Genomic DNA, 24,597 nt, shown 5'->3' on the forward strand with positions numbered 1-24,597 from the left:
TATGAACAAGACTCAACTGATTGATGTAATTGCGGACAAAGCTGACCTGTCCAAAGCACAGGCTAAAGCTGCCCTGGAATCTACCCTGGCTGCAATTACTGAGTCTCTGAAAGAAGGTGATGCTGTTCAACTGGTTGGTTTCGGTACCTTCAAAGTGAACCACCGCGCTGAGCGTACTGGCCGCAACCCGCAGACCGGTAAAGAGATCAAAATCGCTGCAGCTAACGTGCCGGCATTTGTTTCTGGCAAAGCACTGAAAGACGCAGTTAAGTAAGACCGCGTGGCAGTGAACAGTTTTATCGAAGGGGCTATTAAGCCCCTTTTGTCTGTCTGGCGCCGGCCTCTGGCGCTGGCGGGCATCCTGTTGCTGACTGCCTGCAGCCACGACGCCTCGCTTCCACCGTTTACCGCCAGCGGTTATGCGGATAATCAGGGGGCGATGCGTATCTGGCGTAAAGATTCAGGTGATGAAGTCCATCTTCTCGCCGCTTTCAGCCCGTGGCGTCACGGGGATACCTCGACCAGTGAATATCGCTGGCAGGGCGATCAATTGACGTTTATCGAACTCAATGTCTACGGTAAGCCGCCGGAACATATTCGCGCCCGCTTCGACGCGCAGGGCGATCTCAGCTTTATGCAGCGGGAAGTCGACGGGCAGAAGCAACAGCTCTCCAGCGACCAGGTCGCACTGTATCGTTATCGCGCCGAGCAGATCCGCCAGACCAGCGATGCTCTCCGCCAGGGACGCGTCGTCCTGCGTCAGGGGCGCTGGAACGCTGCCGCGCATACCGTGTTGACCTGCGAAGGTCAGACGGTGAAGCCTGACCTCGATAGCCGGGCCCTGGCGCATATTGAACGTCGCCAGAGTCATTCCTCCGCCGCGGTGAGCATCGCCTGGCTGGAGGCGTCTGAAGGCTCTCAACTATTGCTGGTCGCCAATGAAAACTTCTGCACCTGGCAGCCGACAGAAAAAAGCTTCTAACGATTACCAGTGGTTCATGCCCCTATGACCACCGCCGTTACCGCGGCAGCCGTTGTATCCCATTCCTGCGCCACGGGGAACGCCCGCCTCAGCCAGGGCGACATCAAACTTCACCCGCTGCTGATCCAGCTTCTGGCGTAAGCCTTCCATCTCCTGAGCGACAGCTTCAATCTTTCCACTGTCCGGCTTTTGCGTCGTGACCAGCGCATTGTACTCATAGCGTTTGGACTGCAGCTGCTGGCGCAGGGCGCTGGTTTGCGCAGCGTAATCGTTATGCAGCTTTTGCGCGGTAGCCTGCTGCTCCTGGGTCAGCTGGCTGTAACCCTGCGCGCCCATTCTGTTGTTATCGCCCCAGTGATGGTTGGCCCAGGCCGCGTTGCTGCCAAAGGTCAGTGCGGCAAGGGTGACGAGGGTGAGAGGTAAGTTACGGTTCCGTTTCATGGCATTATCTCCTGTGTGGTTTCTCTCGTTATTGCATCTTCCATGCCAGCCTGAAAAAGCCCGCCCGTACGGGCCTGCCGGAGGAGCCGATGGGGAAGGTGAGTAAAAATGACCCGTTCCTGGCGGGTCAGGCGGGTCATTTTTACTCGCTAAACCGCAGGCGATATGTTTGAGAACAGGATTGACGGCGTGGGAAAATGGCATGATTTCTGCTGAAGGATCCTGCAGAAAGCAAAAAGGATATGACAAGGACTCACCGATGAAGATCAAACCTTTCTCCCGGCACGCCGCTGCGGACGCCCTGAGCTGGCTGCTGACCGGCGCAATGGTGCTGTTGGTCATGCTGTTCTCCGTAATGATCGTCCGCGACTACGGTCGTGAGACGACCGCCGCCCGACAAACCATTAAGGAGAAGGGGAGCGTGCTGATCCGCGCGCTGGAGTCTGGCACGCGCGTCGGGATGGGGATGCGTATGCATCATGCGCAGCTGCAGGCCCTGCTGGAAGAGATGGCCTGGCAGCCTGGAGTGCTGTGGTTCGCGGTGACCGATGAAAACGGTAAAATCATCGCCCATAGCGATCCGCAACAGGTGGATAACGCGCTGTACAGTCCGGCGCAGATGCGCGAACTCCACGTGAGCGAACAGGCCCGCTGGCGCCGGCTTAGCGAACCGCAGCCGGCGCTGGAGATCTATCGCCAGTTCCGCCCGCTCAATCCTGCTCGCGGCCATCATATGGGGATGATGAATCGCGGCAACAGCGCGCTGGCTCAGCCCACTGTCCCGCAGGTGATTTTTATCGCCTTTGATAGCCGCGAGCTGGATGCGGCGCAGGCCCGCGGCCAGCGTAACATGATGATCATGCTGGGTGCCGCGGCGCTGGTCATCGCGGCGACGATCCTCGCTCAGTTCTGGTTCCGCCGCTATCGTCGCTCACGCCAGCAGCTGCTGGAGGCGATGGCCCGCAAAGAAAAGCTGGTGGCGCTTGGCCATCTGGCGGCGGGTGTCGCGCATGAGATCCGCAATCCGCTCTCTTCGATTAAAGGGCTGGCGAAGTATTTTGCCGAACGCACTCCCCCAGGCGGCGAAGCGCAGCAATTAGCCCAGGTGATGGCGAAAGAAGCCGACCGCCTGAACCGGGTGGTCAGCGAGCTGCTGGAGCTGGTCCGGCCCGCGCATTTAAATTACCAGCCGGTGGATATCAACGCGCTTATCCGGCACTCATTGCAGCTGGTAAGCCAGGATGCGCAGAGTCGCGGGATCGCGCTGCAATTTACTCCGCGCCCTGAGTTAACCACGATCAACGCCGATGCTGACCGCCTGAACCAGGTGCTGTTGAACCTGTACCTGAACGCGATGCAGGCGATTGGCCGTGATGGCGTCATTCACGTATCGGCAAGCGAAGCCGATCGTCAGCGGGTGAAAATCGTCGTCACGGATAGCGGTAAGGGGATGAGCGATGAAGAGCTGCAGGCCATCTTCACACCGTATTTCACCACCAAGGCGGACGGCACGGGGCTGGGGCTGGCGGTGGTACAGAATATTATCGAACAACATGGCGGGACAATCCGCGCCGAAAGCCAGCCGGGGGCCGGAGCGATATTTACGCTTTGGTTACCGGTGGAGGCTCAACGGAGGGAAGATGAGCAGCGATAAAGTACAGATTCTGGTTGTCGATGATGACGTCAGCCACTGCACGATCCTGCAGGCGCTGCTACGCGGCTGGGGCTATCAGGTGGCATTAGCTCACAACGGCCTGCAGGCGCTGGAGCAGATCCATCACCAGGTCTTCGACCTGGTGCTGTGCGATATCCGTATGGCGGAGCTGGACGGTATCGCGACGTTAAAAGAGATAAAAGCCTATAACCCGGCGATACCGGTGCTGATCATGACGGCGTTTTCCAGCGTCGGCACGGCGGTGGAGGCCATTAAGTCCGGGGCGCTGGATTATCTGGTCAAACCGCTGGATTTTGACACCCTACAGCAGACGCTGGTTCAGGCGCTGGCACACACCCGGCAGAGCGAGGGCGATTTCAGCGGCGCGACAGAATTACGATGGGGAATGATTGGCGATAGCCCGGCAATGCAGGCGCTTATCAACAATATTACGCTGGTGGCGCCCTCGGATGCGACGGTGCTGATCTGCGGCGAATCGGGAACCGGTAAAGAACTGGTGGCGCGCGCCATTCACGCCTGCAGCGAACGCCGCGAGAAGCCGCTGGTGACGCTAAACTGCGCGGCGCTGAATGAGTCGCTGCTGGAGTCCGAGCTGTTCGGTCATGAAAAAGGGGCGTTTACCGGGGCGGATCGGCGGCGGGAAGGGCGTTTTGTCGAGGCGGATGGCGGCACGCTGTTCCTTGATGAAATTGGTGATATCTCACCGCTGATGCAGGTGCGTCTGCTGCGGGCGATTCAGGAACGCGAGGTGCAGCGCGTTGGCAGTAACCAGACGCTTGCCGTTGATGTGCGGCTGATTGCCGCTACCCATCGTAATCTGGCGGAGGAGGTGAGCGCCGGGCGCTTTCGCCAGGATCTCTATTATCGCCTGAACGTCGTGACCATTGATATGCCGCCGCTGCGTCAGCGCCGGGAAGACATTCCTCTACTGGCGCAACACTTTCTTAAGCGCTATGCCGAACGCAATCGCAAAACGGTGCAGGGGTTTACGCCGCAGGCGATGGATCTGCTGATCCACTACCCCTGGCCGGGTAATATCCGTGAACTGGAAAACGCGGTGGAGCGGGCGGTGGTGCTGCTGACCGGAAACTATATCTCCGAACGAGAACTGCCGCTGGCGATAGCGGGCACGCCGTTGCCGTCGGGTGGTAGCGAGAACGCGCTGATTCAGCCGTTAGTGGAAGTTGAAAAAGAGGTGATTCTGGCGGCGCTGGAAAAAACGGGCGGCAACAAAACTGAAGCCGCCCGTCAGTTAGGCATTACGCGGAAAACGCTGCTGGCAAAACTTAGCCGTTAGCTTTTTCACGTTCGATGGCGCGCCAGCCGATATCGTTACGGCTAAAGCTGCCGTCCCAGCGAATATCGGTCAGCAGTTGATAGGCGCGCTGCTGCGCCTGCGCCACGGTTTCACCCAGCGCGGTCACGCACAGCACGCGCCCGCCGTTGGTGACGACGCGCTGGTCGTCTGCCAGTTTGGTGCCGGCATGGAAGACTTTACCATCTGCCGCTTCCTGCTGCGGCAGGCCGAAGATCTCATCACCCGTGTTGTAATTGCCCGGATAGCCGCCGGCGGCAACCACCACACCCAGCGACGCGCGGTCATCCCACTCGGAGGTTTTCTCGTCCAGTTTGCCCGCGCAGGCGGCGAGGCACAGATCTACCAGGTCGGACTTCATGCGCAGCATGATCGGCTGGGTTTCCGGATCGCCAAAGCGGCAGTTGAACTCAATTACCTTCGGGTTACCCTGTTTGTCGATCATCAGACCGGCATACAGAAAACCGGTATAGGTATTGCCTTCAGCGGCCATGCCTTTCACGGTTGGCCAGATAATCCGCTCCATGGTGCGCTGATGGACTTCATCAGTCACGACCGGCGCCGGAGAATAAGCGCCCATCCCACCGGTGTTCGGGCCGGTATCGCCGTTGCCGACGCGTTTGTGATCCTGGCTGGTGGCCATCGGCAGGACGTGCTCGCCGTCGACCATCACAATAAAGCTGGCCTCTTCGCCATCGAGGAACTCTTCAATCACGATACGGTGGCCAGCATCGCCAAAGGCGTTGCCGGCCAGCATATCTTCGACTGCCGCTTCGGCTTCCTCAAGGGTCATCGCCACGATAACGCCTTTACCTGCCGCCAGACCGTCGGCTTTGATGACGATCGGCGCGCCTTTCTCCCGCAGATAAGCCAGCGCAGGCTCGACCTCGGTGAAGTTCTGGTATTCCGCCGTCGGGATATGATGACGGGCGAGGAAATCTTTGGTGAAGGCTTTTGAGCCTTCCAGCTGCGCGGCGCCTTCGGTTGGCCCAAAGATGGTCAGCCCTGCGGCACGAAACGCGTCAACCACGCCAATGACCAGCGGCGCTTCCGGGCCAACGATGGTCAGATCGATGTTCTCATCCTGCGCAAAGCGAAGCAGCGCCGGAATATCGGTGACGCCGATGGCGACGTTTTGCAGCGCCGGCTCCAGGGCGGTACCCGCGTTGCCCGGCGCGACATAGACGGTATCAACCAGCGGCGACTGGGCCGCTTTCCAGGCCAGCGCGTGTTCGCGCCCGCCGTTGCCGATTACTAATACTTTCATCTGCTGCTCCGTGAATTAATGGCGGAAGTGGCGCATGTCGGTGAAGATCATGGCGATACCATGTTCGTCCGCGGCGGCAATCACTTCTTCGTCGCGGATAGAGCCGCCCGGCTGGATCACACAGGTGATGCCTACTGCGGCTGCGGCATCAATGCCGTCGCGGAACGGGAAGAAGGCGTCAGAGGCCATGGCGGAGCCTTTCACTTCCAGACCTTCGTCACCGGCTTTAATCCCGGCAATTTTCGCTGAGTAGACGCGGCTCATCTGACCGGCGCCTATGCCGATGGTCATGTTGTCTTTGGCATAGACGATGGCGTTGGATTTAACGAATTTCGCCACTTTCCAGCAGAACAGCGCATCGCGCAGTTCCTGCTCGCTCGGCTGACGTTTGCTGACCACGCGCAGTTCGCCCGCGGTGACCATGCCGAGATCGCGGTCCTGAACCAGCAGGCCGCCATTGACACGTTTGAAATCGAGGCCGGCAACGCGAGTATCCCACTGGCCACAGACCAGTACGCGGACGTTCTGTTTCGCGGCGGTGATCTTCAGCGCTTCTTCGCTGGCGGACGGCGCGATGATCACTTCGACGAACTGGCGAGAGATGATCGCCTGCGCGGTTTCTGCATCCAGCTCGCGGTTAAAGGCGATGATGCCGCCGAACGCGGAGGTTGGGTCAGTTTTATAGGCGCGATCGTAGGCGTCGAGAATCGAGTCGCTGACGGCAACGCCGCATGGGTTAGCGTGCTTAACGATCACGCAGGCTGGCTCATTGAACTCTTTCACGCACTCCAGCGCCGCATCGGTATCGGCAATGTTGTTATAGGAGAGCGCTTTGCCCTGCAGCTGAGTGGCGGTCGCCACGGAAGCTTCTTTGACATTCTCTTCTATATAGAAGGCAGCCTGCTGGTGGCTGTTTTCGCCGTAGCGCATATCCTGCTTCTTAATGAAGTTCAGATTCAGGGTGCGTGGGAAGCGGCCAGCGGCTTCTTTGCTTTCGCCGTGATAGGCCGGAACCATGCTGCCGAAGTAGTTAGCGATCATGCTGTCGTAAGCTGCGGTGTGTTCGAAGGCTTTAATGGCGAGGTCGAAGCGGGTGTTCAGCGTCAGGGAGCCTTCGTTGGCGTCCATCTCATTAATGATGGCGTCGTAGTCGCTGCTCTTCACTACGATAGCGACGTCTTTATGGTTCTTCGCTGCGGAGCGCACCATGGTTGGGCCGCCGATATCAATGTTTTCCACCGCGTCTTCCAGCGAGCATCCTTCACGAGCGACGGTCTGGGCAAACGGGTAAAGGTTAACGACCACCATATCGATAGGCGCAATACCGTGCTGCTGCATGATACCGTCATCCTGACCGCGACGACCGAGGATGCCGCCGTGTACTTTCGGATGCAGGGTCTTCACGCGTCCATCCATCATTTCCGGGAAACCGGTGTAGTCAGAGACTTCGGTAACCGGCAGGCCTTTATCTGCCAGCAAGCGGGCGGTGCCGCCGGTGGACAGCAGCTCGACACCACGAGCGGAAAGCGCCTGCGCGAATTCGACGATACCGGCCTTGTCAGAAACACTGAGCAGAGCGCGGCGGACTGGACGACGTTGTTGCATGGTATTAAATCCCCAGGATTTGAACATTACAGAGAGCGTTAGGTGAGTTTTTGCCTAAAAACTCACCTAACGCACCCAACCGGGCATCCGTGTCATAGCGCGGCATTGTAACGAAAACGTTTGCGCAACGCTCGCGAATTTTTATCTTTCTCTTTCAGGCACCGTTTCTTCTTTATATAGAAGCTGACCCACCGGGCTTTTGTCGCCCTTTCATCGCGCTTCTGTGGATAATTCTGTGTGTAAAAGGGTATAAAGCGGGGTTTTGCTGGGGAATGCAGCAATCAGTCATTTTTCTGCCATTTTTCTATTGCAGGCGCTCGAGAACTCCCTATAATACGCCTCCATCGACACGGCAGATGTGAATCACTTCACACAAACAGCCGGTTCGGTTGAAGAGAAAAATCCTGAAATTCAGGGTTGACTCTGAAAGAGGAAAGCGTAATATACGCCACCTCGCGACAGAGCGCTAAAGCGCGTCGCAACTGCTCTTTAACAATTTATCAGACAATCTGTGTGGGCACTCAAAGTGACATGGATTCTTAACGTCCTCGGACGAAAAATGAATACCAAGTCTCTGAGTGAACATGCGTAATTCATTACGAAGTTTAATTCACGAGCATCAAACTTAAATTGAAGAGTTTGATCATGGCTCAGATTGAACGCTGGCGGCAGGCCTAACACATGCAAGTCGAGCGGTAGCACAGAGAGCTTGCTCTCGGGTGACGAGCGGCGGACGGGTGAGTAATGTCTGGGAAACTGCCTGATGGAGGGGGATAACTACTGGAAACGGTAGCTAATACCGCATAACGTCGCAAGACCAAAGTGGGGGACCTTCGGGCCTCATGCCATCAGATGTGCCCAGATGGGATTAGCTGGTAGGTGGGGTAACGGCTCACCTAGGCGACGATCCCTAGCTGGTCTGAGAGGATGACCAGCCACACTGGAACTGAGACACGGTCCAGACTCCTACGGGAGGCAGCAGTGGGGAATATTGCACAATGGGCGCAAGCCTGATGCAGCCATGCCGCGTGTGTGAAGAAGGCCTTCGGGTTGTAAAGCACTTTCAGCGGGGAGGAAGGCGGTGAGGTTAATAACCTCATCGATTGACGTTACCCGCAGAAGAAGCACCGGCTAACTCCGTGCCAGCAGCCGCGGTAATACGGAGGGTGCAAGCGTTAATCGGAATTACTGGGCGTAAAGCGCACGCAGGCGGTCTGTCAAGTCGGATGTGAAATCCCCGGGCTCAACCTGGGAACTGCATTCGAAACTGGCAGGCTAGAGTCTTGTAGAGGGGGGTAGAATTCCAGGTGTAGCGGTGAAATGCGTAGAGATCTGGAGGAATACCGGTGGCGAAGGCGGCCCCCTGGACAAAGACTGACGCTCAGGTGCGAAAGCGTGGGGAGCAAACAGGATTAGATACCCTGGTAGTCCACGCTGTAAACGATGTCGATTTGGAGGTTGTGCCCTTGAGGCGTGGCTTCCGGAGCTAACGCGTTAAATCGACCGCCTGGGGAGTACGGCCGCAAGGTTAAAACTCAAATGAATTGACGGGGGCCCGCACAAGCGGTGGAGCATGTGGTTTAATTCGATGCAACGCGAAGAACCTTACCTGGTCTTGACATCCACAGAACTTTCCAGAGATGGATTGGTGCCTTCGGGAACTGTGAGACAGGTGCTGCATGGCTGTCGTCAGCTCGTGTTGTGAAATGTTGGGTTAAGTCCCGCAACGAGCGCAACCCTTATCCTTTGTTGCCAGCGGTTCGGCCGGGAACTCAAAGGAGACTGCCAGTGATAAACTGGAGGAAGGTGGGGATGACGTCAAGTCATCATGGCCCTTACGACCAGGGCTACACACGTGCTACAATGGCATATACAAAGAGAAGCGACCTCGCGAGAGCAAGCGGACCTCATAAAGTATGTCGTAGTCCGGATTGGAGTCTGCAACTCGACTCCATGAAGTCGGAATCGCTAGTAATCGTAGATCAGAATGCTACGGTGAATACGTTCCCGGGCCTTGTACACACCGCCCGTCACACCATGGGAGTGGGTTGCAAAAGAAGTAGGTAGCTTAACCTTCGGGAGGGCGCTTACCACTTTGTGATTCATGACTGGGGTGAAGTCGTAACAAGGTAACCGTAGGGGAACCTGCGGTTGGATCACCTCCTTACCTTAAAGAACCTGCCTTTGTAGTGTCCACACAGATTGTCTGATGAAAGTAAAGAAGCAAGGCGTCTTGCGATTGAGACTTCAGTGTCCCCTTCGTCTAGAGGCCCAGGACACCGCCCTTTCACGGCGGTAACAGGGGTTCGAATCCCCTAGGGGACGCCACTTGCTGGTTCGTGAGTGAAAGACGCGTGCCGATGTATCTCAAAACTCATCTTCGGGTGATGTTTGAGATATTTGCTCTTTAAAAATCTGGATCAAGCTGAAAATTGAAACGACACACTGTTTAAGTGTGTTCGAGTCTCTCAAATTTTCGCGACACGATGATGTTTTACGAAACATCTTCGGGTTGTGAGGTTAAGCGACTAAGCGTACACGGTGGATGCCCTGGCAGTCAGAGGCGATGAAGGACGTGCTAATCTGCGAAAAGCGTCGGTAAGGTGATATGAACCGTTACAGCCGGCGATGTCCGAATGGGGAAACCCAGTGCAATTCGTTGCACTATCGTTAACTGAATACATAGGTTAACGAGGCGAACCGGGGGAACTGAAACATCTAAGTACCCCGAGGAAAAGAAATCAACCGAGATTCCCCCAGTAGCGGCGAGCGAACGGGGAGCAGCCCAGAGTCTGAATCAGCTTGTGTGTTAGTGGAACGGTCTGGAAAGTCCGACGGTACAGGGTGATAGTCCCGTACACCAAAATACACAGGTTGTGAACTCGAAGAGTAGGGCGGGACACGTGGTATCCTGTCTGAATATGGGGGGACCATCCTCCAAGGCTAAATACTCCTGACTGACCGATAGTGAACCAGTACCGTGAGGGAAAGGCGAAAAGAACCCCGGCGAGGGGAGTGAAAAAGAACCTGAAACCGTGTACGTACAAGCAGTGGGAGCACCTTCGGGTGTGACTGCGTACCTTTTGTATAATGGGTCAGCGACTTATATTCTGTAGCAAGGTTAACCGTATAGGGGAGCCGCAGGGAAACCGAGTCTTAACTGGGCGTTAAGTTGCAGGGTATAGACCCGAAACCCGGTGATCTAGCCATGGGCAGGTTGAAGGTTGGGTAACACTAACTGGAGGACCGAACCGACTAATGTTGAAAAATTAGCGGATGACTTGTGGCTGGGGGTGAAAGGCCAATCAAACCGGGAGATAGCTGGTTCTCCCCGAAAGCTATTTAGGTAGCGCCTCGTGAACTCATCTTCGGGGGTAGAGCACTGTTTCGGCTAGGGGGTCATCCCGACTTACCAACCCGATGCAAACTACGAATACCGAAGAATGTTATCACGGGAGACACACGGCGGGTGCTAACGTCCGTCGTGAAGAGGGAAACAACCCAGACCGCCAGCTAAGGTCCCAAAGTCATGGTTAAGTGGGAAACGATGTGGGAAGGCACAGACAGCCAGGATGTTGGCTTAGAAGCAGCCATCATTTAAAGAAAGCGTAATAGCTCACTGGTCGAGTCGGCCTGCGCGGAAGATGTAACGGGGCTAAACCATGCACCGAAGCTGCGGCAGCGACACTATGTGTTGTTGGGTAGGGGAGCGTTCTGTAAGCCTGCGAAGGTGGCCTGTGAGGGTTGCTGGAGGTATCAGAAGTGCGAATGCTGACATAAGTAACGATAAAGCGGGTGAAAAGCCCGCTCGCCGGAAGACCAAGGGTTCCTGTCCAACGTTAATCGGGGCAGGGTGAGTCGACCCCTAAGGCGAGGCCGAAAGGCGTAGTCGATGGGAAACAGGTTAATATTCCTGTACTTGGTGTTACTGCGAAGGGGGGACGGAGAAGGCTATGTTAGCCGGGCGACGGTTGTCCCGGTTTAAGCATGTAGGCGGAGGTTCCAGGTAAATCCGGTACCTTTTAACGCTGAGGTGTGATGACGAGGCACTACGGTGCTGAAGTAACAAATGCCCTGCTTCCAGGAAAAGCCTCTAAGCATCAGGTAACATTAAATCGTACCCCAAACCGACACAGGTGGTCAGGTAGAGAATACCAAGGCGCTTGAGAGAACTCGGGTGAAGGAACTAGGCAAAATGGTGCCGTAACTTCGGGAGAAGGCACGCTGGTGTGTAGGTGAAGTCCCTGCGGACGGAGCTGAGACCAGTCGAAGATACCAGCTGGCTGCAACTGTTTATTAAAAACACAGCACTGTGCAAACACGAAAGTGGACGTATACGGTGTGACGCCTGCCCGGTGCCGGAAGGTTAATTGATGGGGTTATCCGTAAGGAGAAGCTCTTGATCGAAGCCCCGGTAAACGGCGGCCGTAACTATAACGGTCCTAAGGTAGCGAAATTCCTTGTCGGGTAAGTTCCGACCTGCACGAATGGCGTAATGATGGCCAGGCTGTCTCCACCCGAGACTCAGTGAAATTGAACTCGCTGTGAAGATGCAGTGTACCCGCGGCAAGACGGAAAGACCCCGTGAACCTTTACTATAGCTTGACACTGAACATTGAGCCTTGATGTGTAGGATAGGTGGGAGGCTTTGAAGCGTGGACGCCAGTCTGCGTGGAGCCAACCTTGAAATACCACCCTTTAATGTTTGATGTTCTAACGTAGGCCCCTGACCGGGGTTGCGGACAGTGTCTGGTGGGTAGTTTGACTGGGGCGGTCTCCTCCCAAAGAGTAACGGAGGAGCACGAAGGTTAGCTAATCCTGGTCGGACATCAGGAGGTTAGTGCAATGGCATAAGCTAGCTTGACTGCGAGCGTGACGGCGCGAGCAGGTGCGAAAGCAGGTCATAGTGATCCGGTGGTTCTGAATGGAAGGGCCATCGCTCAACGGATAAAAGGTACTCCGGGGATAACAGGCTGATACCGCCCAAGAGTTCATATCGACGGCGGTGTTTGGCACCTCGATGTCGGCTCATCACATCCTGGGGCTGAAGTAGGTCCCAAGGGTATGGCTGTTCGCCATTTAAAGTGGTACGCGAGCTGGGTTTAGAACGTCGTGAGACAGTTCGGTCCCTATCTGCCGTGGGCGCTGGAGAATTGAGGGGGGCTGCTCCTAGTACGAGAGGACCGGAGTGGACGCATCACTGGTGTTCGGGTTGTCATGCCAATGGCACTGCCCGGTAGCTAAATGCGGAAGAGATAAGTGCTGAAAGCATCTAAGCACGAAACTTGCCCCGAGATGAGTTCTCCCTGAGACTTTAAGTCTCCTGAAGGAACGTTGAAGACGACGACGTTGATAGGCCGGGTGTGTAAGCGCAGCGATGCGTTGAGCTAACCGGTACTAATGAACCGTGAGGCTTAACCTTACAACGCCGAAGCTGTTTTGGCGGATTTGAGAGAATTTTCAGCTCTGATACAGATTACTCGATGCGTCCGCAGGACGTGTTGAAAAACAGAATTTGCCTGGCGGCGATAGCGCGGTGGTCCCACCTGACCCCATGCCGAACTCAGAAGTGAAACGCCGTAGCGCCGATGGTAGTGTGGGGTCTCCCCATGTGAGAGTAGGGAACTGCCAGGCATCAAATAAAACGAAAGGCTCAGTCGAAAGACTGGGCCTTTTGTTTTTGCGTTTTAACAAGAACCCCGTCCCGAAAGGTGCGGGGTTTTTTGCTGTGTGGGGTATATCTCCCCGGTGGCGCTGCGCTTACCGGGGCTACGGATTCGCACCCGCCCTGCACGACCTGTAGCCCGGACAAGGTGCGCAGCACCGCCTCCGGGGAGGTCCCTGCCTAAGGGTCAGCAGTTGCGACGTCAATCTTAATCTGCTTCAGCCTGCTGCTCATGTATCAAATTCAATAACGGATACGGTTGCCCCAGATCGTCCGTCTCAGTACGCCCTGTTACGTTAAAACCCATCCTCTGATAAAACCCGACCGCTTGTTCATTCTGCTCATTCACATTCGTCGTCAGCTTTGGCGTTAACGACAGGGCATGCTCAATCAGCAATTTCCCCACGCCGCAGCCGCGGACATCCGGATCGACGAACAGCGCATCCATATGCTCTCCGGTAAGCAGCATAAAGGCGATCGGCTGGTCCTGGGTGTTAGCCGCCACCCACAGCGGAGCCTCCGGTAAAAATGCGCGTACCATCTCCTCCAGCTCCTTTCGATACGCTTTTGACAGAAAATCGTGCGTGGCGTCGACCGACCGACACCATATCGCAATCAGTTTATCCCCTTCATCTGGCCGGGAACGGCGGATGCTAATAACCATAGTTTCTCCTTTTCTTCATTCTTATATTCTAACTCAATGCGCGCCGTGAAATTTTCTCACCGTGAACATGCAGACTCGACATTCACCCGATTCCTGGTTATCTTCAGCTATCTGGATGTCTAAACGTTTATACGTATGCTATGAGGTAATACAGTTATGCCAATTCGGGTGCAGGACGAGCTACCAGCCGTCAGTTTCTTGCGCAATGAAAACGTCTTTGTGATGACGACAACACGTGCAACGACTCAGGAAATTCGCCCCCTGAAGGTGTTAATCCTCAACCTGATGCCGAAGAAAATCGAGACGGAAAATCAGTTCCTGCGTCTGCTATCGAACTCTCCGCTGCAGGTGGACATCCAGTTGTTGCGTATTGATGCGCGTGAGTCGCGTAATACGCCGACGGAGCATCTGAATAACTTTTACTGCAATTTCGATGAGATCTGCGATCAGAACTTTGATGGCCTGATTGTCACCGGTGCCCCCTTAGGCCTGGTTGAGTTTAACGATGTTGCTTACTGGCCACAGATCAAACAGGTGCTGGAGTGGGCGAAGGATCACGTCACCTCCACGCTGTTCGTCTGTTGGGCGGTTCAGGCCGCGCTGAATATTCTGTACGGCATTCCCAAGCAGACCCGCGCCGAAAAGATTTCCGGCGTTTATGAACACCATATTCTGCATCCACACGCCTTACTGACCCGCGGTTTCGACGACTCTTTTCTGGCCCCGCACTCACGCTATGCTGATTTTCCGGCGGGACTTATCCGCGATTACACCGATCTCGAGATCCTCGCGGAGACGGAAGAGGGCGATGCGTATTTGTTTGCCAGTAAAGATAAGCGGATCGCCTTTGTTACTGGCCACCCGGAGTACGATGCCAATACCCTGGCAAGCGAATATTTCCGCGATGTGGAAGCCGGTTTGAATCCAGAGGTTCCTTACAACTATTTTCCGCAAAACGACCCGCAGAACAAACCGCGCGCCACCTGGCGGAGCCACGGCAATCTGCTGTTTGCTAACTGGCTTAACTATTATGTCTACCAGATTACACCATACGATCTGCGCCATATGAATCCTACACTGGAGTAATACTCTACACGAAACGATCCTAAAGCGTTTCAGCACTTTGCCTCTGGCACCTTCGGGTGCCTTTTTTATTTCCGAAATTCACTTCATGCTCGATGATAACTTTAATTCCATTGTTATCAATGTGTTAAAGCTATTTTAAAATTAAAATGGAAATTGTTTTTGATTTTGAAAATTAATTGAGTAGTCTTAATTGTGCTGAGCGAAAACTACACAACGATCTCTCGCTCGCTTCCAGCGGATCAACCAAGAGGAACAGCACAATGACGCAGCAGGCGACAATCACCGATGAACTGGCCTTTAGTCAGCCCTATGGCGAGCAGGAGAAGCAGATCTTAACGCCTGAGGCGGTAGAATTTCTGACGGAACTGGTGAGCCGCTTTGCGCCGGCGCGTAATAAGCTACTGGCCGCGCGTCAGCAGCAGCAGCAGGCCATTGATCAAGGTGTACTTCCTGACTTTATTTCGGAAACCGCTTCCATTAGAAATGGAAACTGGACCATCCGCGGTATCCCGGCGGATTTGCAGGATCGCCGTGTTGAAATCACCGGTCCCGTTGAACGCAAAATGGTCATTAACGCGATGAATGCCAACGTCAAAGTCTTTATGGCGGACTTTGAGGATTCGCTGGCGCCTGACTGGCGTAAAGTCATTGATGGCCAAATTAACCTGCGTGATGCCGTGAACGGGACCATCAGCTACACCAACGAGGCCGGCAAAATCTACCAGCTGCAGCCCAATCCCGCTGTGCTGGTATGCCGTGTGCGCGGCCTGCACCTGCCGGAAAAGCACGTCACCTGGCGTAATGAGGCCATCCCCGGCAGTCTGTTCGATTTTGCGCTCTATTTTTTTCATAACTACCAGGCGCTGCTGGCGAAGGGGAGCGGTCCCTACTTCTATCTGCCAAAAACCCAGGCCTGGCAGGAGGCGGCATGGTGGAACGATGTCTTTAGCTTTACGGAAGATCGCTTTGACCTGCCGCGCGGCACCATCAAGGCCACGCTGCTGATTGAGACGCTGCCAGCGGTGTTCCAGATGGATGAGATCCTGCATGCGCTGCGCGACCATATTGTTGGCCTGAACTGCGGCCGTTGGGACTACATCTTCAGCTATATCAAAACGCTGAAAAACCATCCGGACCGCGTGTTGCCTGACCGTCAGGTGGTGACGATGGATAAACCGTTCCTCAGCGCCTACTCACGGTTGTTGATTAAGACCTGCCACAAACGCGGTGCGTTTGCGATGGGCGGCATGGCGGCGTTTATCCCGAGCAAAGATGCCGAACGCAACCGTCAGGTGCTGAGCAAAGTCACCGCCGATAAAGAGCTGGAGGCGAACAACGGTCACGATGGCACCTGGATCGCCCACCCGGGGCTGGCGGATACCGCTATGGCGGTGTTTAACCGCGTACTGGGCGATAAGCCGAATCAGCTCTCGGTCACCCGGAGCGCGGATGCGCCAATTACCGCCGAACAGCTGCTGGCCCCCTGCGAGGGCGAGCGCACGGAAGCCGGGATGCGCGCCAACATTCGCGTGGCGGTGCAGTACATCGAAGCCTGGATCTCCGGCAACGGTTGCGTCCCGATTTATGGCCTGATGGAAGACGCCGCGACGGCCGAGATCTCGCGCACCTCTATCTGGCAGTGGATCCATCATCAGAAAACCCTGAACGACGGCACCCCGGTCACGAAGGCGCTGTTCCGCCAGTGGCTGGCGGAAGAGCTGATGGTGATTCAGGAGGAGCTGGGAGAGCACCGTTTCAGCCACGGCCGCTTTGACGATGCGGCGCGACTGATGGAGCAGATCACCACCTCCGACGAGCTAATTGATTTTCTGACATTACCGGGCTACCGCCTGCTGGCCTGATCGCCAGATGGTGTGGTTCGCCATTTAGTCCTTCACCAATGCGCCTGGGGAGCCAGGAAATTATATGGAGCATCTGCACATGAAAACCCGTACCCAACAAATCGAAGAATTAAATAAAGAGTGGACGAACCCGCGCTGGGAAGGCATTACCCGCCCGTACAGCGCGGAAGAGGTGGTGAAGTTACGCGGCTCGGTGAATCCGGAATGCACGCTGGCGCAGCTTGGCGCGGCGAAAATGTGGCGTCTGCTGCACGGTGAGGCGAAAAAAGGGTACGTCAACAGTCTCGGCGCGCTGACCGGCGGCCAGGCCTTGCAGCAGGCGAAGGCGGGTATCGAAGCCATTTATCTCTCCGGCTGGCAGGTGGCGGCGGATGCTAACCTGGCGTCCAGCATGTATCCGGATCAATCGCTGTATCCGGCCAACTCGGTACCGGCGGTGGTGGATCGGATCAACAACACTTTCCGTCGTGCCGATCAGATCCAGTGGTCGGTCGGGATTGAACCGAACGATCCGCGTTATATCGACTACTTCCTGCCGATCGTGGCGGATGCGGAGGCCGGTTTTGGCGGCGTCCTTAACGCCTTTGAGCTGATGAAATCGATGATTGAAGCCGGTGCAGCGGCGGTTCACTTCGAAGATCAGCTGGCGTCAGTGAAGAAGTGCGGTCATATGGGCGGTAAAGTGCTGGTCCCGACCCAGGAGGCGATTCAGAAGCTGGTGGCGGCGCGTCTGGCAGCCGACGTGATGGGGGTCCCGACGCTGGTGATCGCCCGTACCGATGCCGATGCGGCCGATTTAATTACCTCTGACTGCGATCCGTACGATCGTGAGTTTATTACCGGGGATCGCACCAGCGAAGGGTTCTTCCGCACCCACGCCGGGATCGAGCAGGCGATCAGTCGCGGGCTGGCTTATGCGCCGTACGCGGATCTGGTGTGGTGCGAAACGTCGAAACCGGATCTTGAGCAGGCGCGCCGCTTTGCTGAGGCTATCCATGCGCGTTTCCCGGGCAAATTGCTGGCCTATAACTGCTCACCGTCGTTTAACTGGAAGAAAAATCTCGACGATAAAACCATCGCCAGCTTCCAGCAGCAGCTGTCGGACATGGGATACAAATACCAGTTTATTACCCTCGCCGGGATCCACAGCATGTGGTTCAACATGTTCGACCTCGCCCATGCCTACGCTCAGGGTGAGGGGATGCGCCACTATGTTGAGAAAGTGCAGCAGCCGGAATTCGCTGCCGCGCCGGAAGGCTATAGCTTCGTCTCGCACCAGCAGGAGGTGGGCACTGGCTACTTCGACAAAGTCACTACCATTATCCAGGGCGGCGCCTCATCGGTGACGGCGCTGACCGGCTCGACCGAAGAAGATCAGTTTTGAGCCATGCCCGGCGGCGCGACGCTGACCGGGCCTGGGAAGGGATGCAGGCCGGATAAGCGAGCGCGCCATCCGGCATGACGTGGTGCCGGATGGGGGAAAGCGATGACGCGTGGCCTGGAACTACTGATTGCCCAAACCATTTTACAGGGATTCGACGCCCAGTACGGGCGTTTCCTGGAGGTGACCTCCGGCGCGCAGCAGCGCTTTGAACAGGCTGACTGGCACGCCGTACAGCAGGCGATGAAGCAGCGTATCCATCTCTACGATCACCACGTTGGCCTGGTGGTAGAGCAGCTGCGCTGCATTACCGAAGGGAAAAGTACCGACGTCGATTTTCTTCTGCGGGTGAAACAGCAGTACACCCAACTGTTGCCGGATTACCCTCGCTTTGAAATTGCCGAGAGCTTTTTCAATTCGGTCTACTGCCGACTGTTTGACCACCGCTCGCTGACCCCCGAGCGGCTCTTTATTTTCAGTTCGCAGCCCGAGCGTCCCTTTCGCACCCTACCGCGACCGCTGGCGAAAGATTTCTTTCCGGAACGCGGCTGGTCCCACCTGCTGGGCAAAGTACTGTCCGATTTGCCGTTGCGGCTGCCGTGGCAGAACAAAGCGCGGGATATCGGCTATATCATTGCCAGTCTGCAGGAGGCGCTGGGGGAGGAACTGCTCGCCACCTGTCATCTGCAGGTCGCCAATGAGCTGTTCTACCGGAATAAAGCCGCCTGGCTGGTGGGCAAACTGGTCATGCCGATGGCGACGCTGCCTTTTTTGCTGCCGATCCACCGCAGCGATGAGGGTGAGTTGTTTGTTGACACCTGCCTGACCACCCATGCCGAAGCAAGCATCGTTTTTGGCTTCGCGCGTTCCTATTTTATGGTTTATGCGCCGTTGCCCGGCGCTCTGGTGGAATGGCTGCGTGAGATCCTGCCGGGCAAAACGACGGCCGAGCTGTACATGGCGATTGGCTGTCAGAAGCACGCCAAAACCGAAAGCTATCGCGAATATCTACACTACATTACTCGCTGCGATGAGCAGTTTATTGAAGCGCCGGGCATTCGCGGGATGGTGATGCTGGTGTTTACCCTGCCGGGGTTTGACCGGGTGTTTAAGGTGATCAAAGACCGCTTCGCGCCGCAGAAAGAGGTGACCGCCGCCCACGTGCGCGCCTGCTATCAGCTGGTAAAGGAACACGACCGCGTCGGGCGGATGGCGGATACCCAGGAGTTTGAAAATTTCGTGCTGGATAAACGGCAAATCGCGCCGGCGCTGCTGGCGCTGTTGCAGGCGGAAGCGGGGAACAAACTCACCGATCTCGGCGACCGCATCGTCATCAGTCATCTCTATATTGAACGGCGAATGGTGCCGCTCAACCTGTGGCTGGAGCAGGTTAACGGCCAGGCATTGCGTGATGCGGTAGAAGAGTATGGCAATGCTATCCGCCAGCTGGCCGCCGCCAACATCTTTCCCGGCGATATGCTGTTTAAAAACTTCGGCGTCACCCGCCACGGCCGGGTGGTGTTCTACGACTATGACGAAATTTGCTATATGACAGAGGTAAATTTCCGCCAGATCCCGCCGCCGCGCTATCCGGAAGATGAGCTGGCCAGCGAGCCGTGGTACAGCGTTTCGCCGGGGGATGTGTTTCCGGAGGAGTTCCGCCACTGGCTGTGCGCCGACCCGCGCGTTGGGCCGCTGTTTGAGGAGATGCATGCCGACCTGCTGCGCGCGGACTACTGGCGCGAGCTGCAGACGCGGATTAAAAACGGCCATGTGGAAGATGTTTACGCCTACCGGCGCAAGCAGCGTTTTAGCGTGCGCTATGGCGCTGACAGTAGGCCGGATAAGGTGTTTACGCCGCCATCCGGCAGGGTGCGCCGATCTGCCTGATGGCGCTACGCTTATCAGGCCTACTTAAAATGCCCCAGTGGGGCATTTTTTTATTTAACCCCGCCATACGCCAGCGTCACTTCCTTCGCCGCTTTGATCACCAGCGCGCCCAGCTCGGTCACCCGGTCATCGGTCATGCGTGAAATCGGCCCGGAGATGGAGATTGCCGCGAACGGTTCGCGATGTTCATCATAAATGCAGGCGGCGACGCAGCGCAGGCCGAGCGCGTGCTCCTCGTCATCGAAAGAGTAGCCCCGCTTGCGGGTCTGCGCTAAATCTTCCTTCAGATGCAGCGGCGAGACCAGCGTGGCATGCGTATAGGCATGCAGCCCTTTACGGTGCAGCAGGCTGGTGACCTGCTCTTCGCTTAATTGCGAGAGAAACGCCTTCCCGGCGCCGGAGGCGTGCATCGGCAGCTTACCGCCGATCGGCGCCGACATACGCATCAGCTGGGTGCACTGCACCTGGTCGATAATGATCGCCTGGTGGTCGCTCTGGTCAAGCACCGCCAGATTCACCGTTTCACCGGAATCTTCCATCAGCTGGCGCAGGATCGGGTGGACAATCGCCAGCAGATTGCGGCTTTGCAGAAAGCTGCTGCCGACCACGAAGGCATGCGCCCCGACGGCCCAGTGGCCCAGCTCGCCCACCTGGCGGACGAAGCCCAGCTGCTGCATGGTGGTCAGCAGGCGGTGGGTGGTGGAGTTGGGCAGACCCGCCTGCTGCGCCAGCTCGGTTAGCGCGACGCTGCTGTGGGACTCGGCAATCCATTCGAGCAATTTCAGGCCGCGGGTCAGCGACTGAACCTGACCGCCAGCCTGCTGGGCGGTGGCAGCCGCGGGTTTTCTGCCGCGTTTCGCGGGAACGGGGGTAGTGGCCATCGCGGACTCCTTTTTCTGTATCGTGGAAATGATTTTCGTTTTATTTGGCGATAATGCAATCACAACCGGACTCATCGGAGGAGTGAAGCTGAACATGTCTCATATTGCCTGTTGTTGTCTTTTCCGCTCCGGTGGTTTATGCCAGTATGGTTTGTTGGCTATTTGGCCTGAGTTGAGCGTTGTCGGGAGCAAGTGTGAGCAGCAAAGTTGAGCAACTGCATCAGCAGTTAAAAGAACGTATTCTGGTTCTGGATGGGGGCATGGGCACCATGATCCAGGGCTATCGTCTGAGTGAGCAGGACTTTCGCGGTGAGCGCTTTGCTGACTGGCCGTGCGACCTGAAAGGCAACAACGACCTGCTGGTGCTCAGCAAGCCCGAGGTGATCCGCGAGATCCACGACGCCTACTTCGAGGCCGGTGCGGATATCATTGAGACCAACACCTTTAACTCGACGACCATCGCGATGGCGGATTACCAGATGGAATCCCTGTCGGCCGAGATCAACTTTGCCGCGGCGAAGCTGGCCCGCGCCAGCGCCGACGCCTGGACGGCCCGCACGCCGGAAAAACCGCGCTACGTCGCGGGCGTGCTTGGCCCGACCAACCGTACCGCCTCTATTTCGCCTGATGTGAACGATCCGGCGTTCCGTAATATTACCTTTGACCAGCTGGTGGCTGCCTATCGCGAATCCACCCGGGCGCTGGTGGAAGGTGGCGTGGATCTGATCCTGATTGAAACGGTATTTGATACTCTGAACGCCAAGGCGGCCATCTATGCGGTGAAAGAGGAGCTGGAGGCGCTGGGCGTTGACCTGCCGCTGATGATCTCCGGCACCATCACCGATGCGTCCGGCCGCACGCTTTCCGGACAGACCACCGAAGCCTTTTATAACTCGCTGCGTCACGCCGAAGCCTTATCGTTTGGTCTGAACTGCGCCCTCGGGCCGGACGAACTGCGGCAGTATGTCCAGGAGCTGTCGCGCATCGCCGAATGCTACGTCACGGCGCACCCGAACGCCGGTCTGCCCAACGCCTTCGGTGAATACGATCTGGATGCCGACACCATGGCGACGCAAATTCGCGAATGGGCGGAAGCCGGTTTCCTCAATATCGTCGGCGGCTGCTGCGGTACGACCCCGGAGCATATTGCCGCTATGAGCCGGGCGGTGGCCGGTTTACCGCCGCGCCAGTTGCCGGAACTGCCGGTGGCCTGCCGCCTCGCCGGCCTGGAGCCGCTGAACATCGGCGACGACAGCCTGTTCGTTAACGTCGGCGAACGTACCAACGTCACCGGCTCGGCGAAATTTAAGCGCTTGATCAAAGAAGAGAAGTACAGCGAAGCGCTGGACGTTGCCCGTCAGCAGGTCGAAAGCGGCGCGCAGATTATCGATATCAACATGGATGAGGGGATGCTCGACGCGGAAGCGGCGATGGTGCGCTTCCTCAACCTGATTGCCGGCGAGCCGGACATTGCCCGCGTGCCGATCATGATCGACTCCTCCAAGTGGGAAGTCATTGAAAAGGGTTTGAAATGCATTCAGGGCAAAGGCATTGTTAACTCGATTTCGATGAAAGAGGGCGTTGAACCTTTTATCCACCATGCGAAGCTGGTTCGCCGTTATGGCGCCGCGGTAGTGGTGATGGCCTTTGACGAAGTGGGCCAGGCCGACACCCGCGAACGCAAAATTGAGATTTGCCGTCGCGCTTACAAAATTCTCACTGAAGAGGTCGGCTTCCCGCCAGAAGATATCATCTTTGATCCCAATATCTTTGCGGTAGCGACCGGTATCGAAGAGCACAATAACTATGCGCAGGACTTTATCGGCGCCTGCGAAGACATCAAACGCGAGCTGCCGCATGCGCTGATCTCCGGCGGCGTCTCCAACGTGTCGTTCTCGTTCCGCGGTAATGACCCGGTACGTGAGGCGATCCACGCCGTGTTCCTCTACTACGCTATCCGTAACGGCATGGATATGGGGATCGTCAACGCCGGCCAGCTGGCGATTTACGACGATCTGCCGTGCGAGCTGCGCGACGCGGTCGAAGATGTGATCCTTAACCGCCGCGATGACAGTACCGAACGGTTACTTGAGCTGGCGGAAAAATATCGCGGCAGCAAAGCGGACGACGGCGCGAATGCTCAGCAGGCGGAATGGCGCAGTTGGGACGTGAAAAAGCGTCTCGAATATTCGCTGGTGAAGGGCATTACCGAATTTATCGAACAGGACACCGAAGAAGCGCGTCAGCAGGCTGCCCGCCCGATTGAGGTGATTGAAGGGCCGCTGATGGACGGCATGAACGTGGTCGGCGACCTGTTCGGCGAAGGTAAAATGTTCCTGCCGCAGGTGGTGAAATCCGCTCGCGTGATGAAACAGGCGGTGGCCTACCTCGAACCTTATATCGAAGCCAGCAAAGAACAGGGCTCCAGTAACGGCAAAATGGTGATTGCCACCGTAAAAGGCGACGTTCACGACATTGGTAAAAATATCGTCGGCGTGGTGCTGCAGTGTAATAACTACGAAATTATCGATCTTGGCGTGATGGTCCCGGCGGATAAAATTCTCAAAACCGCCAAAGAGGTCAATGCGGATCTGATCGGCCTTTCCGGGCTGATTACTCCGTCACTGGACGAGATGGTTAACGTGGCGAAAGAGATGGAGCGCCAGGGCTTTACCATCCCGCTGCTGATCGGTGGCGCGACTACCTCGAAAGCGCATACGGCGGTGAAAATCGAGCAGAACTACAGTGGCCCGACCGTTTACGTACAGAACGCCTCGCGCACCGTCGGGGTGGTGGCTGCGCTGCTCTCGGATACGCAGCGCGATGATTTTGTCGCCCGCACGCGTAAAGAGTATGAGACCGTGCGTATTCAGCATGGGCGTAAAAAACCGCGCACGCCGCCGGTGACCCTGGCCGCCGCGCGGGAAAACGATCTGGCCTTCGACTGGGAGAGCTACACGCCGCCGGTGGCCCATCGCCTGGGGGTACAGGAGGTGGAAGCGAGCATCGAGACGCTGCGCAACTACATCGACTGGACGCCGTTCTTCATGACCTGGTCGCTGGCGGGTAAATACCCGCGGATTCTGGAAGATGAAGTGGTGGGCGAAGAGGCACAGCGCCTGTTCAAAGACGCCAACGATTTGTTAGATAAACTCAGCGCAGAGAAAACCCTGAACCCGCGCGGCGTGGTCGGGTTGTTCCCGGCCAACCGCGTGGGCGACGATATTGAAATTTATCGCGATGAAACCCGCACCCACGTGCTGACGGTGAGCCATCATCTGCGTCAGCAGACGGAAAAGGTCGGCTTCGCGAACTACTGCCTCGCCGATTTTGTCGCGCCGAAGCTGAGCGGCAAGGCGGACTACATCGGCGCCTTTGCCGTGACCGGCGGCCTGGAAGAGGACGCGCTGGCGGACGCCTATGAAGCGCAGCATGATGACTATAACAAGATCATGATCAAGGCCATCGCCGATCGTCTGGCGGAAGCCTTCGCCGAGTATCTGCATGAGAAAGTGCGCAAGGTCTACTGGGGGTATGCGGCCAATGAGAACCTCAGCAATGAGGAACTTATTCGCGAGAATTACCAGGGGATCCGTCCGGCGCCGGGGTATCCGGCCTGTCCGGAGCACACCGAAAAAGGCACCATCTGGCAGCTGCTGGACGTCGAAGCCCATACCGGCATGAAGCTGACCGAATCGTTCGCCATGTGGCCCGGGGCATCGGTTTCCGGCTGGTACTTCAGCCATCCGGACAGCAAGTACTTCGCCGTGGCGCAGATCCAGCGCGACCAGGTCGAAGACTACGCGCTGCGTAAAGGGATGACCCCGGCGGAAGTCGAACGCTGGTTAGCGCCTAATCTGGGCTATGATGCCGACTAAATCGT

General features: G+C 56.7%; 14 protein-coding genes, 1 tRNA gene and 3 rRNA genes. 13 read left to right on the forward strand and 5 right to left on the reverse strand.

From position 1 onward, the window contains the following. Position 1 precedes the first annotated feature (1 nt). Together hupA and SPE70_RS00945 are read left to right on the forward strand one after the other, a co-directional pair. Positions 2-274, forward strand: coding sequence for a nucleoid-associated protein HU-alpha (hupA, locus tag SPE70_RS00940; RefSeq protein ID WP_002884342.1), 273 nt, complete (start codon positions 2-4; stop codon positions 272-274). A gap of 12 nt (positions 275-286) precedes the next feature. Continuing rightward, the gene (locus tag SPE70_RS00945; RefSeq protein WP_012969176.1) at positions 287-982 is read left to right on the forward strand and encodes a DUF1481 domain-containing protein; all 696 of its coding nucleotides are present in this window, start codon (positions 287-289) and stop codon (positions 980-982) included. A 3-nt stretch (positions 983-985) separates the two neighbouring features. On the opposite strand, the gene zraP is transcribed toward SPE70_RS00945, so the two are convergent. Further along, on the reverse strand, positions 986-1,423 hold the full coding sequence (gene zraP, locus SPE70_RS00950) for a zinc resistance sensor/chaperone ZraP (protein ID WP_064170694.1): 438 nt from the start codon (positions 1,421-1,423) through the stop codon (positions 986-988). 259 nt (positions 1,424-1,682) lie between these two features. Between zraP and zraS the strand changes: the two genes are divergently transcribed. Then, positions 1,683-3,077: a two-component system sensor histidine kinase ZraS gene (gene zraS, locus SPE70_RS00955; RefSeq protein WP_032734024.1), complete on the forward strand. Its 1,395-nt coding sequence runs from the start codon at positions 1,683-1,685 to the stop codon at positions 3,075-3,077. Continuing rightward, positions 3,064-4,395 carry a sigma-54-dependent response regulator transcription factor ZraR gene (zraR, locus tag SPE70_RS00960; protein ID WP_016160093.1) on the forward strand — a complete coding sequence of 444 codons (1,332 nt, stop codon included), beginning with the start codon at positions 3,064-3,066 and terminating at the stop codon, positions 4,393-4,395. Before zraS ends, zraR begins: the two co-directional genes overlap by 14 nt. Here zraR and purD read toward each other — a convergent pair. Beyond that, positions 4,385-5,680, reverse strand: coding sequence for a phosphoribosylamine--glycine ligase (gene purD / locus SPE70_RS00965; protein WP_040971032.1), 1,296 nt, complete (start codon positions 5,678-5,680; stop codon positions 4,385-4,387). The genes zraR and purD overlap by 11 nt on opposite strands. 15 nt (positions 5,681-5,695) lie before the next feature. Next, positions 5,696-7,285, reverse strand: coding sequence for a bifunctional phosphoribosylaminoimidazolecarboxamide formyltransferase/IMP cyclohydrolase (purH, locus tag SPE70_RS00970; RefSeq protein ID WP_022064764.1), 1,590 nt, complete (start codon positions 7,283-7,285; stop codon positions 5,696-5,698). Between the two features lie 627 nt (positions 7,286-7,912). On the opposite strand from purH, the gene SPE70_RS00975 reads away from it, so the two are divergent. The 4 genes from SPE70_RS00975 to rrf all read left to right on the forward strand — a co-directional run bounded on the left by SPE70_RS00975 (position 7,913) and on the right by rrf (position 12,919). After that, positions 7,913-9,452, forward strand: a 16S ribosomal RNA gene (locus SPE70_RS00975). An 85-nt stretch (positions 9,453-9,537) separates the two neighbouring features. After that, positions 9,538-9,613, forward strand: a tRNA-Glu gene (locus tag SPE70_RS00980). Between the two features lie 190 nt (positions 9,614-9,803). Then, positions 9,804-12,707, forward strand: a 23S ribosomal RNA gene (locus SPE70_RS00985). Positions 12,708-12,803: 96 nt separating this feature from the next. After that, positions 12,804-12,919: ribosomal RNA gene (gene rrf / locus SPE70_RS00990) — 5S ribosomal RNA — on the forward strand. The 16S, 23S and 5S rRNA genes sit together here with 1 tRNA gene alongside, the layout of an rRNA operon. Before the next feature lie 239 nt (positions 12,920-13,158). On the opposite strand, the gene SPE70_RS00995 is transcribed toward rrf, so the two are convergent. Next, positions 13,159-13,614, reverse strand: coding sequence for an acetyltransferase (locus SPE70_RS00995; protein WP_012969172.1), 456 nt, complete (start codon positions 13,612-13,614; stop codon positions 13,159-13,161). Between the two features lie 156 nt (positions 13,615-13,770). Between SPE70_RS00995 and metA the strand changes: the two genes are divergently transcribed. The 4 genes from metA (at position 13,771) to aceK (ending at position 19,833) form a co-directional block, all read left to right on the forward strand. Then, positions 13,771-14,700, forward strand: a complete 930-nt coding sequence (metA, locus tag SPE70_RS01000; RefSeq protein ID WP_012969171.1) for a homoserine O-acetyltransferase MetA — start codon at positions 13,771-13,773, stop codon at positions 14,698-14,700. Positions 14,701-14,960: 260 nt separating this feature from the next. Next, positions 14,961-16,562 carry a malate synthase A gene (gene aceB, locus SPE70_RS01005; RefSeq protein ID WP_008807330.1) on the forward strand — a complete coding sequence of 534 codons (1,602 nt, stop codon included), beginning with the start codon at positions 14,961-14,963 and terminating at the stop codon, positions 16,560-16,562. 79 nt (positions 16,563-16,641) lie between these two features. Continuing rightward, positions 16,642-17,946, forward strand: coding sequence for an isocitrate lyase (gene aceA, locus SPE70_RS01010; protein WP_032701149.1), 1,305 nt, complete (start codon positions 16,642-16,644; stop codon positions 17,944-17,946). Between the two features lie 102 nt (positions 17,947-18,048). Continuing rightward, a complete protein-coding gene (aceK, locus tag SPE70_RS01015) occupies positions 18,049-19,833 on the forward strand; it encodes a bifunctional isocitrate dehydrogenase kinase/phosphatase (protein WP_012969170.1) in 1,785 nt (594 codons plus the stop codon). 50 nt (positions 19,834-19,883) lie between these two features. On the opposite strand, the gene iclR is transcribed toward aceK, so the two are convergent. Beyond that, positions 19,884-20,714 carry a glyoxylate bypass operon transcriptional repressor IclR gene (gene iclR, locus SPE70_RS01020; protein ID WP_004206826.1) on the reverse strand — a complete coding sequence of 277 codons (831 nt, stop codon included), beginning with the start codon at positions 20,712-20,714 and terminating at the stop codon, positions 19,884-19,886. A gap of 194 nt (positions 20,715-20,908) precedes the next feature. On the opposite strand from iclR, the gene metH reads away from it, so the two are divergent. Continuing rightward, positions 20,909-24,592: a methionine synthase gene (gene metH / locus SPE70_RS01025; RefSeq protein WP_136047518.1), complete on the forward strand. Its 3,684-nt coding sequence runs from the start codon at positions 20,909-20,911 to the stop codon at positions 24,590-24,592. Positions 24,593-24,597: the final 5 nt, after the last annotated feature.

Source organism: Klebsiella sp. ZJOU C1 (assembly GCF_035620215.1).
GTDB lineage: Bacteria > Pseudomonadota > Gammaproteobacteria > Enterobacterales > Enterobacteriaceae > Klebsiella > Klebsiella variicola.